The organism is Vibrio sp. S234-5, from assembly GCF_000960595.1.
Classification (GTDB): domain Bacteria; phylum Pseudomonadota; class Gammaproteobacteria; order Enterobacterales; family Vibrionaceae; genus Vibrio.
This window is the reverse complement of record NZ_JZAM01000266.1, coordinates 43,665-58,014: the sequence shown is the minus strand read 5'-3', so window position 1 is coordinate 58,014 and position 14,350 is coordinate 43,665. Positions and strand designations below refer to the sequence as shown.

Here is a 14,350-nt window from a genome sequence, read left to right as displayed (position 1 = left end):
TATCTACTCAATCATCAACGAGGATATGTTCATGGGCTTATCTATCGTACAGCGGATTATCGCTGGATTCGTGTTGATGCTCCTGTTGTTGATCTTATTGGGCGTCATCAGTACGTTTAAAATTCAAGGCATTAATGATGGTTTGTCTCAAGTTACCGATAAGGCGACGCCTTTAGTGGTATCGGTGGCTGGGCTTAAAGAAGCGTTACAAGAGAGTAACCGTTGGGTGCTTGAGTTTCGCACCAGCGAAGATGCGAACGAATTACCGCAACTTTCGAGTCGCTTTCAAGACCAGCAAGCTCGTTTCCGGCAACTGAGCCAAGAAATGAACAAACTTGCCTCAGAGGAAAGCCAAACCCAGTTTCAACAGGTGCTCAAAGCGACCGATCAATTCTACGCGCAAGCGGACCAAGTGTTGACGAAACATGGTGAATGGGTCAATACCTTGTTGCAGCGCCGAGAGCTGGAAATCGCCTTTATTCGTTTAGAAGACACCTATCAATGGGCGGCGGATTTGCTGTTACAACAGAGTGCTAGCCAACGCTCAATGCGCAATAAAGCGGAGCTGATTACCTCGGGGATTGCTCGCGATTTGAAAAACATCCGTCGCGCCGATGCCAAAACCGACCTCAATGAGCTGGAAAAAGTGCTAAGTAAAGATATCGAAATGGCGCGAAAACGGCTCGAACGGGTGCTGGTGGCGGACGATGTCAAGGCGCGCTACGTGGCGAATCTGAATCGCTTGCAAGAGTTGGCGCTTGGACAGCAAGGTTTGCTGGCAACCATGCGCAGAGCGCAGCAGCTTGAAAACGATCTCGTGAGCCAAAACCAACAGGTTGATGCGAGCTTAGCCAATAGCCTTTCAAAGCTAGATGAAATGGCGCAATCGGCGGGCAGAATCGCAGAGCAAAGCCGCGTGCTCGCGGATGCGGCGGTAAGCAGTGCCAATTTCTGGATCATGGCGGTGTCTGCCATTTCTGCGGCGGTGGCACTGGTTATTGGCTACACCACCGCGCTCAGCATTCAAAGACCATTGCAGAAAATCAACAGCGAGTTGGCCTACATGGCCAAAGGCGATATGACGCGCCGAATCAATTATCAGACCCGCTGTGAGTTTGGCGAGCTGTCCCGTTCTATCGACATTTTGGCCGACAAAACCGGTGAATTGCTGTCGCAAATTAACGCCGGATCGCGCCACTTGGTGGAAGAAGCGAGCCGTTCGGCTGAAATAAGTGAACGGGCGATGGCGCGCGTGCAAGAACAAAAGAGCCAGACCGATCAGGTCGCGGCCGCCATTACTGAGCTTGAAGTGAGTGCTACCGAGGTTGCACGTTCGACCGATGGCGCGAAAGATGAGGTGGATCGTGCCGATGCCGAAGCGAAGAATGGCCGCCAGAAAGTCGCGACCACACGGCGCATTACCGAGCAACTTGCAACCGATATGGAGTCTGCGGTCGGCATTACCCACAAACTGGGCGAGTTTAGTAACAACATTGGCAGTATCTTGGATGTGATTCGCGGTATCGCCGAGCAAACCAATTTATTGGCATTGAACGCCGCGATTGAGGCCGCTCGCGCGGGCGATGCCGGACGCGGTTTTGCGGTGGTGGCTGATGAAGTGCGTGCGCTGGCAACTCGCACGCAAACCTCAACCGAAGAGATCCAAAATATGATCGAGAATTTGCAGCAATCCAGCAAAGAAGTGGTGGAAGTGATGGGCCGCAGCCAAGAGCAAACGCGGACCTGCGTGGAGCAAACGCGAGAAATGGACAGCGCATTGCAGTCAATTGCGGATCGCATGAGTGCGATTAAAGAGATGGCCGACCAAGTAGCGCACGCGGCGCAAGAGCAGATTTTGGTTAGCCAGAGCGTCGCCCACCACGTGACGGGCATCTCGGAAGTGGCGCATGAAACCGAACGGGAAGCGAGAGAATCGGCTACCAGCAGTGAAGTGTTGGCCGATCTAGCGGCGAAACAGCAACAACTCATTGCACATTTCAAGGTTTAGGAGGGCTTATGACCAACAAGTGGATTGGAGCGTTGAGTCTCCTGTTTTGTAGCCAACTGATGGCCAGTGAACTGGTGATCGAAAGCTGGCGTGGTGATGATAAAGCGTTGTGGGAGCAAAAAATCATCCCAGCCTTTGAAGCTGTTCATCCTGGAATCAAGGTGAAGTTTCATCCGGTGCAGAACGTCAACTACATGCCGACCTTGTGGCAAAACCTCAAGGCAGGTAAAGCGGGGGACTTAATCACCTGTCGTCCGTTTGATGACTCATTAGCGCTGTTTAAAGCGGGGCATCTTGCCGAGTTGACCGAAATGGCGGGGATGGAAAACTTCCCCAGTTTTGCGCAAGCACCATGGCAAACCGACTCGGGGGCGCAGACCTTCTGCGTGCCGATGGCATCGGTGATTCATGGTTTCTTTTACAACAAAACCATCTTTAACCAGCTGGGTTTGAGTGTGCCACAAACACGCGATCAGTTCTTTGCTGTGCTGGATAAAGTGAAAGCCGATGGCCGTTATGTGCCGTTATCCATGAGCGGTTCGGAAAGCTGGGTTTCCTCTGAGCTCGGCTTTCAAAATATCGGCCCCAACTACTGGAAGGGAGAAGATGGCCGCTTGGCGCTGATTAATGGTCAGGAACGTTTGGACGATCCGCAATACGTTGAAGTATTTGAAGAGCTTGCCCGTTGGCGCAAATATCTTGGTTCGGGGGGCGAAAGTCGCGATTATGGCACCAGTAACGAGCTGTTCACCTCAGGAAAAGCGGCGTTTTATGTCGTGGGATCGTGGGAAATTGCCCCTTTCACTGGCAAGGTGGATTTTGGCGTAATGCGTCCACCGGTGGCAAAAGCGGGCGAAGGCTGCTTTTTTACTGACCATACCGACATCGGCATGGGGATGAATCCGGCGAGCAAAAATCCGCAAGCGGCGAAAGCGTTCTTGCAATGGCTGACCACGCCTCAGTTTGCTGAGCTTTATACCAACTCGCTTCCCGGTTTCTTCTCGCTTTCAAACCATTTCTTTGACGTGACCAACCCCGCTGCAAGGGAGATGATGGAGTGGCGCGATCAGTGTGACTCCACGATTCGGGTGGCGACGCAAATTCTCTCGCGCGGCAAGCCCAAATTGGGCGATGAACTGGCCGAGGTAAGCCAAGCGGTGTTACTCGGCAAAATGGCACCGAAAGCGGCGGCCGAACGTTTGGAAATGGGGCTGCAAGCGTGGTACGCGCCACATCAAAACATGCCAGAGAAAGAGACAAGTTGTCAGTGTGTCGAGGCAGCAACCATGCCAATATCGAATAGCAATGAGGTGATGTTATCAGCCACCGTCACGGAAGGCTTTGCCGCAGAAGAGAGTGAGCAGATATCAGAATAACGGTGAAGATAGGCTCGGGTTGTTTTGCACTTGCGAAGCGAGATGCTCAGGCGTATCAAAAATTAAAGCGGCCTTCTTGAGCCGCTTTATGTTTCCTGAAGGTAAACAATTTAGGGGACAGCAAATTACTGTGGCTGCTGCATTTTCGCTTTCGCTTCTTCCACTTTAGAAAAATCGAGGCCGAGCTCTTCCACCGCTTCTTTGATCAGAGCCGGGTTTTGCATCACTTGCGCCATCAGCGCTTGCAACTGCTCTTGAGGCAAACCGAGCTGGGAGATGGTCATCATCGCGGCGAGCGGGTTTTGTGTTAGTGCTTGGAAAAGCTCGTTAATCTGCTCATCGCCAATATTATTTTCTTTCAACATCGCCAGAATTGGGTTCATCACATTTCCTTTTAATCGATACACGAAATAGACAGGCAGTTTAGCACTTGGTTAAACAGGGGTGAACTGGCAAAGGCGCGTTTTATTGCTGCTACCATTTATTACTGCTACCAGCCATAGCTCGGGGGAAATCGTAGAAAAAGAAAAGCCGACGCAAGCATCGACTTTTCAGGTTGTCAGCGAAACTGATGAAGTTACACGTAGTAAGCTTCAACCGTGCCTTTCAGTTGAATCAGCATTGGGTTACCGTAGCGATCTTTTGCTTTTGGCGATGGAATTTTAACCCAACCTTCGCTGATGCAGTACTCTTCAACATCAGTACGCTCTTTGCCGTTAAAACGGATACCGATCTGGTGTTCGAAACACTCTTTAATGAAGAAAGGGCTGCGTGGATTACCCGCTAGGCGATCCGGTAGGGCTGGTTTTGCCGTAGTGTCGTTCATGTTTTTTGACCTAAAGTCGCTAAAAAAGTGCGCCATTGTAGACAGAGCCAGCGCGCTGTTCAAGTGAAGTCGTTCGCGTTGGTACAAGCTGAAAGCGCTGGGCAACCGTGGTTTGTTTGATTTTGCTTAACCTCAATTTACCAACTTTTGACAGTCATTGACGAGCTGAGCAGGTAAGCTCAGTCTCTGGCAAACAATGAATATCTGAGATTATGTTAAGAAAATACGTTGCGTTACTCTGTTTACTCTCCGCGTCAAGCGTTCAGGCAGCCGATAATTGTCAGGTGACCATTGAGCGGTTTCATGATGTTGCTCAAGGCTATCAAGTTGAAGATAACGTGGATGGTGAGCGCTCAAGCGTTGCACCCAATCCACCGCTTCGCTGCGCAGAAATTACGATTACGTCGACTTTTCGCAAAGAAAAAATCGCCATTTGGTTGCGCGAGCACATTGAAGCGACCTTGATTGATGGACGCGAAGTGACGGCTACCCAGCTCAACTTTAAAAAAGATGACGTTAAGGCGGGCTACATTACCTTTCGCCCGCAACAGGCGGTTTGGGCGTATGTCTGTTTTGGTCAAGATGCTACACCAATCGCCAGTATTGAGTGCGAATTGGACTGATGGTGGACGACCATTAGGCTCTCAACGAGGTAAGCTTAGGTCACACTTTCATTTTTTCGTTAATCACTTCCACGGACTGATTCATTTCGCGGACAAGGGAAGATTGCTGCTCGGAGGCAATGGCAATCTGAGTACTCATCTCATTGACACGACTGACTTGGATGAGAATCTCGGCGAAGCTTTCTCGTGTTTGGGTTACGCCATTAAACGCTTCTGTGATTAGAACGTGAGCACATTTTTCACCGAGGTGATATTGACGCAAAACGCTGTGGCATTATGCAATTTAGAGGGGCGCCTTATATCAAAGCCAATGTGATCCGCGATCTGTTTGCTTTATCTTGTATTGAATTACTCGCCTGGGACTGTGGTTGGGGGGATCGTTGCGCAGCCGATGCAGCCTGTGAGTGATCAAGAGGAGTGGCTGCTTTTAGATGAGCTTGCCCAGGTCAGCGCGTTATCCGATGGTGTCAAAGCGTGCCACTATACACAGTGTCATAATGCGCTTCGCTTGCCCAACAAAGAATGGCAGTGGAGCCAAGCGCCGACCATAGCGCAACTGCTGAGCGTGCGGCAGAAGAGCGGTACTAAGTTCTTATATTGTGTACAAATGCCAGGCTAGAACGTTTTTGATATCAGTTGCTTGAGTAGACCTAGGCGTTGACATCTGGTATTTTCGCTCAGCTGCTCTGTGCTTCACAAAATGTTACAATTGGGTGTCATTTTTGTGTTGACCTTCGCAGGGCGGAAGTTTGCTTAAAGCGGCGTAGGCTGTGGACTGGCAAGCATTCGGGCTCTAATGAATGTGCATTGGAGAGTGACTGTTGAATGAGTTGTAAACAGGCCTTATGCAAAACAGCAAGGAAAGCTTCAATGTCGCCGTGTCTGAGCAAGAAATCCGCAAAATGGATACGCTGCTACAAAATATCGACACGGATATGGCGGTCTCTATGTCTTACGTACGCCGCGCTCAAGGTATCTCCTTCAAGCAGCTCGAGCAACGTTTCTCGGGCATCAATGGTTCGACGCTCAAGCGTTACATGCAGCAAAGTTATCCGTCGATGCGCCCCATCCATGTGGTGGCCGCGCTAACTTGGGTCATGATGGTGCCGATGACCAGCTTTTACTATGGCCTGAAAATGAAAGAGCAGTTTCGTGGCATGGATGACAAAGCCATTGAGGCGCTGCTCTGTATTGGCCGACTGCCCAGCGATCAGTTCAAGCTGTATTTGGAGTTAGTGGCGAACTTAATGAATGAAGACGATCGCGTGGCGTTTCTTCGTTTCAAAAGTGAGCTTGAATCGCAAACGGGTTTGCTGAGTAACTACAACGAGCTGCTTCCCCCTCCCGTGCTGGATATCCACGACTTTGCAATTGACTACTATCGCTCTGTGGCGATTACCGTAAAACGGTTTCGTCTGCAGCACAACATTCCACTCGAAACCATTGCGCGTGTACTGGGCATTTCAGAATATCAGTACCAAATTTTGGAAGATGTGAACAAGGTACGCGATTTCCCAGTGGCGATTGGTTTTCGTGTCAAGTTGGGTTTCCATCTCAGTTCGCACGTTAACTTTACCAGCGAGATGCGCCAATTCCCTGAGTTCCATCAGTTGCGTCAGGTGCAGCATGTGCGCGATGCGTTGATTGTGGAAGCTTTGACCAAGGTTGAAAAGTCACGAAAAAATAGCGCTATCGATATACTGATGAGTTTATCAAAGATATACACATAAAATGTGATATTGATAAGGTGAGTGAAAATAATCAACCCAAATTGCACAGCGACTTGAGTTGATTATAAATGCATGAAAAATGAAAATACCCTAAGTTTTTACGTTAGGCTGGCGAATGTTTTCTGCAGCGCAACCGATGAAGCGGCTTGGGCGATTAATATATCCGCCACTTTGTCTGGATGTTGTAAATGGACTAAATGGTCCGCATTTTTGATCACAATAAAGTGACTTCGATTGAGTTTGGCTGAAAATTCTTGCGCCACTTCTTTGGTGACATAAGGGTCAAATTCACCGACACAAATGGTGCAGGGGATATTGATATTTTCAATATTTGCTGGCGTATGAACTAATAGACGAACCGAATTCTCAAAGAATACATCAATACGTTCTTGCTCCATTTTGCTGACTTCTCGCTCTGTTGCACGAATGATGGCGCTGTTTCTAGGAATCTCTGGATGCGTGATCGTCAAGGAATGGGTAAAACTTTTGGCGAATGCCAGTGGGCTTTCCATGGCGGCCGCAATCATTTTCTTGGTGGCGAAACGGCCAGAAGAGGGAATACCGGGAACGCCACCACAAATAGAGAGGCTGAGCACGTTTGGCCAAAGGTCGCACAGCTCCACGGCAACCGCCGTGGCGTAAGAGAATCCCATCACGTGGGCCTTGTTTATGCCTAAATAGTGAATGAGATCTTTGAGCATTTGTGCTTGATCGCGAATACTGATGGTTGAGTCCAACGGCGTGGTGCGACCTGTGCCGGGCACTTCAATGGTAATGCAATTCAGTTGCGTGGCGAAGCGGGTCGAAAAGGCATGCACGCTTTCGATATCTTGCAGAGCGCCAAGTAAAAAGATCGCAAATTGGTCGGAATGTTTGCTCGGATAAGCGCGGTAGCGGTATTGGCGGCCGTTTAATACGATTTTTTGGATTTCCATGTTGTTCTCCTTTGGGTTAAAGAAGAACACAATATAAATGATTGAAAAATATATAAGAATTAACGTTAAAGTTAGGGTTAGGTGCATTAATGAAAAATGAAGATCTGGAGCAATACCTTTCTCAGGCAGATCAGTCAGTTAAAGATTTTATGGCTGAAGTGCTAGAAACATTGGGAAAAAAAATTAGTGAAGAAGAAGAGCCGTTGATCAGTTTGCAATATTTCGGTGCCAAACTGGAAATAAAATTGCTCTCCTTTGATGGTGTTTATGATTGATTTATTAATAATAAATATCCTTAGTGGGATTTGAATAATAAAAATGCCAGCAATTGCTGGCATTTTTGTTATTTGTTGTCATTGGGTGGGCGTTTGTGTTTAGGCACATAATTTAAGATTGAAATCGGCACCGGCTTTTTCGGCGTAAAACCGTCTATTTCGCGGCGCTCAAGGAGATGGCCTAAGCGGCTTTCAATCATGCATAGATTCTTGAAGTTATCTTTAGAAACGAAGGAGATCGCTTCACCTTGTGCGTTGGCGCGCCCGGTTCGTCCAATGCGATGCACGTATTCGTCGGCCGGGAACGGCAGATCGTAGTTGACCACTCGCGGTAGCGCTTCAATGTCAATCCCGCGTGCCGCGACACCGGTTGCCACCAAGTATTTGATTTTACCTGCTTTGAAATCTTCAAGCAGTTGAGCGCGACTTGCTTGGCTGCGGCCACTGTGGAACGCTTCTGCGTGAATGCCGCGTTTTTCTAGCTGAGAAACCAACTTGGCCGCCCCATGCTTGGTTTCAATGAAAATCAGTGTTTGATCCCACTGATTTTGCTGGATTAGATGGCTCAAAAGTGCCGATTTTTGATCTTTGTCGACGCTAATAATCCACTGCTCAATGTTGGCTTTGGAGGCCTGCTTCGCCGCGATGCTGATCTCAAACGGGTTGTGGATCACGCTTTTCGCCAGATCGCGCACTTTGTTCGACAAAGTGGCGGAAAACAGCAGATGCTGCATCGCCTCCGGCAAACGATCGAGGATCTTGTTGATGTCGTCGATAAAGCCCATATCCAGCATGCGGTCCGCTTCATCGAGAACTAAAATCTCCACTTCTTCAAAGTAAACCGCGCGTTGGCCGTAGAGATCGAGCAATCGTCCGGGTGTGGCCACCAGAATATCTACGCCATCAATCAGCGCTTGTTTCTGCGCTTTTTCATCCACACCGCCATAGATAGCCAGTGAGCGTAACGCCAATTGTTGACCGTACTGCTGAATTTTGTCATCGACCTGAATGGCGAGCTCACGGGTAGGCACTAAAATCAGCGCGCGGATGCGTTTTTTCTTTTGCGTTTGCGCGCCGTGCAGTTTGTGCAAAATCGGCAATACAAAACTGGCGGTTTTCCCCGTGCCCGTTTGCGCTGCGGCAATGACATCTCGTCCTTGCAAAATCACTGGAATAGCTTGGCTCTGGATATGGGTCGGCTTCTCGTAACCGAGCGCGCTGACCGCTTGTGCCAGTGGCTGGCATAGGCCGAGTTGAGTAAATGACATGCGAATCCTCACTTAATGGGTATCAAAATCGCGTCACTTCTACTGGCGGGACGCAAAGCGCGGCATTCTATCATAGCCTTGGTAAAACTACAGACGGATATCCTGCCATTTTGTTTGAGCAAAATAGCGCAGCAGATGATCGATTAAGCCCCGCACCGCAGGCGAAAGGTGCTTGCGCGAAGGATACAGCGCGTAGATCTCCATCACCTTAGGCTGCCACGAGGGGAGTATCACCTCAAGCTCGCCTTTTTCCACGGCACTTTGCGCCAGATAGGTTGGCTGCATCGCAATCCCCATACCGTGGCGCGCTGCGCTCAGCAGTGTGGTTGCCTCGTTCGCCGTGAGCGCGCAGGAGACCTCCACCGACTGATGATGGTCACCTTGACTAAGATGCCAGATATGGCGCTCGAAGTTCTTGTAGCCAAGACAGCGATGATGAGCCAAATCGGTCGGATGTTGAATCGGGCGACTACTGGCCAAATAGTCGGGTGAGGCGACTAAAATGGAATCGCAGCGGGCGATAGGGCGGCCAATCAGCGACGGATCGGGATTGGCCGCGATGCGGATCGCCAAATCGATCCGCTCGGCAATCAAGTCGCTGGCACGGTCTTGCACATCGATATCAATTTCAACCATCGGATGTTGCGCCATAAACTCTTTCACTGCGGGGATCAACTGCGCAAAGCCAAACGACATACTGGTGGCGATGCGAATGCGTCCGCCGAGCGCGCCATCGTTACTGAGTTCATCCTGCAGCGCCGCCGCTTGCTCGACCCACGCTTGCAATAAAGGCAGGCACTGCTCTCCCGCTGAGGTCAGGGCCACTTTACGGGTCGTGCGGTGCAAAAGACGCACACTTAACCACTCTTCAACCAGATCGACGTGGCGTGTCACCATAGGTCGCGACATATCCAACCGTTCAGCGCTGGCGGTAAAACTTTGCGTCACGGCGACGTCCAGCAGGACGCGTGCAGCAGTCAGTCTATCCATGATTTGCTCTTATTACGAAATAATGATGTTAATTATTGGCTATATATCTGAACAAGTACAGCCCGTAAACTGCGCTCATCCACTTAGCTCACCGCCAAGTGAGTGAAACAAGATTGAGCCAACCAATACGGGAATAGAGAATATGAAAACAGTTATGACTTTAACCGCAACTTTACTGATGTCTGCAGGCGTTATGGCAAAACCGCTCACCTTAGAGGTGTACAACGCCGACGGTAACAGCTTCCACGTTAACTCAACACTGGTTTATGGCGACACCGAAGCCATGGTGGTTGACACGGGTTTCACCAAAGCCGATGCGCTGCGCATTGCGGCTAAGGTGCTGGACTCTGGCAAAACGCTGAAAACCATTTTTATCAGCCAAGCGGACCCGGACTACTACTTTGGTGCCGAGGTGCTTAAGCAGCTCTTCCCACAAGCGGAAGTGGTCGCCACTCCCGCTGTGCGAGCAAAAATTGCCGAAAAACTGCAAGGAAAACTGGCCTTCTGGGGGCCAAAAATGGGCGCGAATGCGCCAGTGAATCCGCTATTGCCAACCGCTTATCAAGGCAAAACATTGAGCTTAGACGGCGAAACGATTGAAATTCGCGACAGCGAAGGAGAGTTGGCGCACCGTCCTTATCTGTGGATCCCGGCGAATCGCGCGATTCTTGGTAACGTTGCGGTGTATGGCAATGTACACCTGTGGATGGCAGACGCGCAGTCGAATCAAGAGCGTCACGCTTGGGCTGAGCAGTTGCAGCAGATGGCAGAGTTGAAACCACAAGTGGTGATCCCGGGTCACATGACGGCCAACACGGCGACCGACAGCAGCGCGATTCGTTTTTCACAAAGCTATTTAACTGCGTTTGACCACGCGAAAAGTAACAGCAAAGACAGTGCTGCGCTTATCCAAACCATGCTGGCGAGCTACCCAGATGCAGGTTTGCCAATGGCGCTGGAGATTGGTGCGAAAGTGCACACAGGAGAGATGAAATGGTAAAAGTTCACTATATTTTTGACCCAATGTGTGGGTGGTGCTTCGGCGCCACCTCATTGATGGCTGAGCTGGCATACCACCCTGAGATTGAACTGCTTCTGCACCCCGGCGGTATGATGCAGCGTGCGCCGATCAGCGTCAATTTTCGTCAGCACATTTTGCAGGCCGATCAGCGTATCACAGCGCAAACGGGGCAACCGTTTGGCGAGGCGTACTTAGAGCGTGTATCGAGTGGCGCGCCGCTGATTCTCGACTCTTACCAAACTGCGCAAGCGATCATCGCTGCTGAGCAAGTGGGGATTGCCGCTTTTGAGATGCTTAAAGCGATTCAAAAAGCGCACTACATTGATGGCAAACTGGTCGCCAGTGAAGAGACGTTGAGCGAGCTTGCGCTGCAGTTAGGCGCAGATCAAGACGCGTGGCAACAGGCGATGCAAGCGGCGAGCAGTAAGGTGGATAGCCAAGTCGCTAACACCCGCCGCCTAATGGAACAGTATGGTCAGGGCGGTTTTCCTTCCTTATTGGTTGAACAGCAAGGCCAAATGCGCAGCGTGCGCCCAAGCGATTTTTACGGGCAAAGTCAGCGTTGGAAATCCTTTTGGCAACAAGTGGTTAATCACTGACAATTCAAGCGCAACAGGTTATCCTCAGGCACTTCATATTGCTTAGAGGGTAACTTCCATGCGTTTTGAATCGGTCCATCAGGACGTGATTTCTTTTGAACGTTTTGTTTGGCGCTGCGTTCGTTATGCTTTGATTGCGCTGTTGGTACTGCTCATCGGCCTTATGCCGGGCATCGGTGGCTTCGTCTGGATCACTGGCCTATCTGTCGAGCAAGCGCTGCTCAACGCTTTGTCCATGGTCAGTGGTTTGGAACTGCCTTATCCGGTGGCTGATTTGCTGGAATCCACGGCCACGCACCTCTTCTTGGCGCTTTACAGCCTGTTCATTGAAGGGGTATTTTTTGCCGCTTTAGCCACCTTATTTGCTCCGGCTATTCATCGCCTGTTTCACCGCCTGCATTGTGAACCCAGAGAGTAACCTTAGGGAGACAAGCTCTCCCGACATTTCCCTCATTGCCATTTAAATGGTGCTCCTCCTATTGGATTAAGCGTTTCTTAAGTTACCCAAGCTAATTTTGCTGACAGATTGAGCAAAAGGGGAACGCTTATGTACAGCAGATACCAGCCATCATCGATTCAGCTTGAAGTGATTGACCAGAAGCATGCGCGCTGGTCTGAGGCGACACACTTGGTTCAAGAGCGTTACCAACAAGCCTTCGATGCTCACTTACATCACTTTATGCCCAGTTTTTTGGCCTTGCTCGACAACGGTGAGATGAAATCGGTGTGCGGCTATCGAGTGGCGAAGGATGAGCCGCTGTTTTTGGAACAGTATCTCGACGAGCCTGCGAACCAGATCCTCTCACGCCGTTTCGCTTGCGACGTCACCCGAGACTCACTGATTGAGTTCGGTCAACTGGCCTCTTTTAGCCGAGGCTTATCGGGATTGCACTTTACCTTGATCGCCGAAAAGCTGGTTGGTCTTGGCTTTGAATGGTGCATCTTTACCGCCACCGATCCGCTGCATGCCTTGATGAAACGCTTTGGTTTAGAGCCGACCATGATCGCCAGTGCCGATGCCAAGCGCATCCCCAACGCGACCCAGATCTATGGCAGTTACTATCAGCACTCGCCACGTATTCTCGCTGGTAATTTGCGCTTGGGTCTGGCCCATTTAAAGCAATTGGCGCTGCAGCAAAAACAGGCATAGGAGGGGAAGATGAACACGATTTTGATCGCGCTTGAACAGCGCGCCCTCACTCGCCCCGAGCAGCTTGCTTTTATTGGTCACAACGCCAAAGGGCAAGCCATCTCGCTGAGCTATTTTGCCCTGTGGCAATCGGTGGTGGAAATCGCTGAACAGTTTATCGCCCTGGATGTGCAGCGCATTGCGCTCAGGGCAGAAAACAGCCTCGATTGGGTGGTGGTGGATCTCGCGGCGATGTTGGCCGATGTGGTAATTGTGCCCGTACCGATGTTTTTTTCCGCTGAGCAGGTGGCGCATCTCCTATCCCAATCTTGCCCAGATTTGCTGATAGGCGAATGGTTTTTTGGCGCTGATCAACGAATAGACGCGCTTGGCCAACTGCAATCGGCGGGTGAGCTAAGTAATCTGCCGATTTTCTCGCTCAGTAGCGCGCATTCGGCCAACTTGCTTAGGAACACACGCAAAATCACCTTTACCTCTGGGTCAACCGGAACGCCGAAAGGGGTTTGTTTAAGTGATGACAACTTGGTGCGGGTCAGTGAAGCGATTGCCGCCGAGCTTGGCAGCGAGTTTCGTCAGCATTTGGTCGTGCTGCCGCTGTCCACCTTGCTGGAAAACATAACCGGTGTTTACGTGCCGATTTTACTCGGTGTCACCTCATTGATTTATGCCGGACGTGAAGTAGGGCTAAACGGCTCAAGTCAATTTTCTCCCCACGCTTTCGCTGCTGCACTTGGTCGCTTACAGCCCTCGAGCTTGGTGCTGACCCCAGCGCTACTGATGGCGCTGATCGCCGTGGTGCAGCAAGCGCCATCACTGGCGAGCTCACTGCAATGGGTGGCGGTCGGCGGCGCACGGGTTGCTCCAGAGCTGATTGACAAAGCTCGCGAGCTCGGCATTCCCGCTTTTGAAGGTTACGGGTTGTCGGAGTGCGGCTCTGTGGTGAGCATGAACACCGCGACGCACAACAAACCGGGCAGTTGCGGCAAAGTGCTCAGCCACTTGCAGGTTAAAATCGCCGACGATGGCGAGCTGTGGGTCAAAGGCAATAGCGCGCTGGGCTATCTTGGTGAGCCGTTTGAGGATGTGTGGCTGGCAACGGGCGACATCGCTACCATCGATGACGAAGGATTTCTCACCATCTCTGGCCGTAAAAAGAATCTCATCATCAGCAGTTTTGGTCGCAATATCTCCCCCGAGTGGATCGAGTCGCAAGCCCAAGTATTTGTCCCTGGAGGTCAGTTTGTGGTCGTCGGCGATGGGCAAGCCTATCTGACGGCGGTGGTGAGCCCCCATTTTGACGACATTGCCCAACGCGTCGAGGCGTTAAATCGCACTATGCCCGACTACGCGCGTATTGCGCAGTTGCTGGTGGTTAAGAGCAGTGCCCAGTGGTGTGACTGGCTGACCGCCAACGGCAGACCAAAACGTGCGTTGATTGAACAACAAACCGCCGCCACCAGAGCGCAGTCAGACGCGGCGCTGATTCGCTGGCCACAAGATGCGCTGCCAGCGTAACGCTTTAAATCAGGCGAATTATTTCAAGGAGATA

At 50.8% G+C, this 14,350-nt stretch carries 17 protein-coding genes; 11 read left to right on the top strand and 6 right to left on the bottom strand.

Annotated elements, in window-relative coordinates; translation table 11 throughout:
- Positions 1-31: 31 nt before the first annotated feature.
- Entirely contained in the window at positions 32-2,008 is a 1,977-nt protein-coding gene (locus UF06_RS16285; RefSeq protein WP_045571363.1) for a methyl-accepting chemotaxis protein, read from the top strand.
- Positions 2,009-2,016: 8 nt separating this feature from the next.
- Entirely contained in the window at positions 2,017-3,384 is a 1,368-nt protein-coding gene (locus UF06_RS16280; RefSeq protein WP_045571362.1) for an ABC transporter substrate-binding protein, read from the top strand.
- Between the two features lie 125 nt (positions 3,385-3,509).
- Here UF06_RS16280 and UF06_RS16275 read toward each other — a convergent pair whose 3' ends face one another.
- Together UF06_RS16275 and UF06_RS16270 are read right to left on the bottom strand one after the other, a co-directional pair.
- Positions 3,510-3,767, bottom strand: a complete 258-nt coding sequence (locus UF06_RS16275) for a DUF2999 family protein (protein WP_045571361.1) — start codon at positions 3,765-3,767, stop codon at positions 3,510-3,512.
- 194 nt (positions 3,768-3,961) lie between these two features.
- Entirely contained in the window at positions 3,962-4,210 is a 249-nt protein-coding gene (locus UF06_RS16270; RefSeq protein WP_039441740.1) for a DUF3297 family protein, read from the bottom strand.
- A 212-nt stretch (positions 4,211-4,422) separates the two neighbouring features.
- On the opposite strand from UF06_RS16270, the gene UF06_RS16265 reads away from it, so the two are divergent.
- Positions 4,423-4,833, top strand: a complete 411-nt coding sequence (locus tag UF06_RS16265; RefSeq protein ID WP_226972165.1) for a hypothetical protein — start codon at positions 4,423-4,425, stop codon at positions 4,831-4,833.
- Between the two features lie 40 nt (positions 4,834-4,873).
- Here the strand turns inward: UF06_RS16265 and UF06_RS16260 are convergent, their stop codons facing one another.
- A complete protein-coding gene (locus UF06_RS16260) occupies positions 4,874-5,095 on the bottom strand; it encodes a hypothetical protein (protein ID WP_045571359.1) in 222 nt (73 codons plus the stop codon).
- Positions 5,096-5,233: 138 nt separating this feature from the next.
- On the opposite strand from UF06_RS16260, the gene UF06_RS16255 reads away from it, so the two are divergent.
- Both UF06_RS16255 and UF06_RS16250 read left to right on the top strand, forming a co-directional pair.
- Positions 5,234-5,452 carry a hypothetical protein gene (locus UF06_RS16255; protein WP_139046392.1) on the top strand — a complete coding sequence of 73 codons (219 nt, stop codon included), beginning with the start codon at positions 5,234-5,236 and terminating at the stop codon, positions 5,450-5,452.
- Positions 5,453-5,678: 226 nt separating this feature from the next.
- A complete protein-coding gene (locus UF06_RS16250) occupies positions 5,679-6,563 on the top strand; it encodes a hypothetical protein (protein ID WP_045571357.1) in 885 nt (294 codons plus the stop codon).
- 98 nt (positions 6,564-6,661) lie between these two features.
- Here UF06_RS16250 and UF06_RS16245 read toward each other — a convergent pair whose 3' ends face one another.
- Positions 6,662-7,498: an alpha/beta hydrolase gene (locus UF06_RS16245; RefSeq protein WP_045571356.1), complete on the bottom strand. Its 837-nt coding sequence runs from the start codon at positions 7,496-7,498 to the stop codon at positions 6,662-6,664.
- An 89-nt stretch (positions 7,499-7,587) separates the two neighbouring features.
- Here UF06_RS16245 and UF06_RS16240 point away from each other — a divergent pair, with 89 nt between their 5' ends.
- The gene (locus tag UF06_RS16240; protein ID WP_039426805.1) at positions 7,588-7,773 is read left to right on the top strand and encodes a hypothetical protein; all 186 of its coding nucleotides are present in this window, start codon (positions 7,588-7,590) and stop codon (positions 7,771-7,773) included.
- 68 nt (positions 7,774-7,841) lie between these two features.
- Here UF06_RS16240 and UF06_RS16235 read toward each other — a convergent pair whose 3' ends face one another.
- A complete protein-coding gene (locus UF06_RS16235) occupies positions 7,842-9,041 on the bottom strand; it encodes a DEAD/DEAH box helicase (protein WP_045571355.1) in 1,200 nt (399 codons plus the stop codon).
- Positions 9,042-9,128: 87 nt separating this feature from the next.
- Positions 9,129-10,031 (bottom strand): LysR family transcriptional regulator, encoded by a 903-nt coding sequence (locus UF06_RS16230; protein WP_045571354.1) that lies wholly within the window; start codon positions 10,029-10,031, stop codon positions 9,129-9,131.
- Positions 10,032-10,173: 142 nt separating this feature from the next.
- Between UF06_RS16230 and UF06_RS16225 the strand changes: the two genes are divergently transcribed.
- From UF06_RS16225 to UF06_RS16205, 5 genes are all read left to right on the top strand, one after another.
- Positions 10,174-11,031, top strand: a complete 858-nt coding sequence (locus UF06_RS16225; protein WP_045571353.1) for an MBL fold metallo-hydrolase — start codon at positions 10,174-10,176, stop codon at positions 11,029-11,031.
- A complete protein-coding gene (locus tag UF06_RS16220) occupies positions 11,025-11,651 on the top strand; it encodes a DsbA family protein (protein ID WP_045571352.1) in 627 nt (208 codons plus the stop codon). The genes UF06_RS16225 and UF06_RS16220 overlap by 7 nt, the downstream gene beginning before the upstream one ends.
- 58 nt (positions 11,652-11,709) lie before the next feature.
- On the top strand, positions 11,710-12,069 hold the full coding sequence (locus UF06_RS16215) for a hypothetical protein (protein WP_045571351.1): 360 nt from the start codon (positions 11,710-11,712) through the stop codon (positions 12,067-12,069).
- Positions 12,070-12,198: 129 nt separating this feature from the next.
- Complete coding sequence (locus tag UF06_RS16210) at positions 12,199-12,801, top strand: thermostable hemolysin (protein ID WP_045571350.1); 603 nt, start codon at positions 12,199-12,201, stop codon at positions 12,799-12,801.
- A 9-nt stretch (positions 12,802-12,810) separates the two neighbouring features.
- The gene (locus UF06_RS16205; protein WP_052702571.1) at positions 12,811-14,316 is read left to right on the top strand and encodes an AMP-binding protein; all 1,506 of its coding nucleotides are present in this window, start codon (positions 12,811-12,813) and stop codon (positions 14,314-14,316) included.
- The last annotated feature ends 34 nt before the right edge of the window (positions 14,317-14,350 follow it).

Coding starts and splice junctions, on each gene's coding strand:
- UF06_RS16230 (WP_045571354.1), bottom strand. CDS start 10,031: ATGGATAGACTGACTGCTGCACGCGTCCTGCTGGACGTCGCCGTGACG.
- UF06_RS16240 (WP_039426805.1), top strand. CDS start 7,588: ATGAAAAATGAAGATCTGGAGCAATACCTTTCTCAGGCAGATCAGTCA.
- UF06_RS16285 (WP_045571363.1), top strand. CDS start 32: ATGGGCTTATCTATCGTACAGCGGATTATCGCTGGATTCGTGTTGATG.
- UF06_RS16205 (WP_052702571.1), top strand. CDS start 12,811: ATGAACACGATTTTGATCGCGCTTGAACAGCGCGCCCTCACTCGCCCC.
- UF06_RS16250 (WP_045571357.1), top strand. CDS start 5,679: ATGCAAAACAGCAAGGAAAGCTTCAATGTCGCCGTGTCTGAGCAAGAA.
- UF06_RS16275 (WP_045571361.1), bottom strand. CDS start 3,767: ATGAACCCAATTCTGGCGATGTTGAAAGAAAATAATATTGGCGATGAG.
- UF06_RS16235 (WP_045571355.1), bottom strand. CDS start 9,041: ATGTCATTTACTCAACTCGGCCTATGCCAGCCACTGGCACAAGCGGTC.
- UF06_RS16220 (WP_045571352.1), top strand. CDS start 11,025: ATGGTAAAAGTTCACTATATTTTTGACCCAATGTGTGGGTGGTGCTTC.
- UF06_RS16210 (WP_045571350.1), top strand. CDS start 12,199: ATGTACAGCAGATACCAGCCATCATCGATTCAGCTTGAAGTGATTGAC.
- UF06_RS16245 (WP_045571356.1), bottom strand. CDS start 7,498: ATGGAAATCCAAAAAATCGTATTAAACGGCCGCCAATACCGCTACCGC.
- UF06_RS16225 (WP_045571353.1), top strand. CDS start 10,174: ATGAAAACAGTTATGACTTTAACCGCAACTTTACTGATGTCTGCAGGC.
- UF06_RS16215 (WP_045571351.1), top strand. CDS start 11,710: ATGCGTTTTGAATCGGTCCATCAGGACGTGATTTCTTTTGAACGTTTT.
- UF06_RS16265 (WP_226972165.1), top strand. CDS start 4,423: ATGTTAAGAAAATACGTTGCGTTACTCTGTTTACTCTCCGCGTCAAGC.
- UF06_RS16280 (WP_045571362.1), top strand. CDS start 2,017: ATGACCAACAAGTGGATTGGAGCGTTGAGTCTCCTGTTTTGTAGCCAA.
- UF06_RS16270 (WP_039441740.1), bottom strand. CDS start 4,210: ATGAACGACACTACGGCAAAACCAGCCCTACCGGATCGCCTAGCGGGT.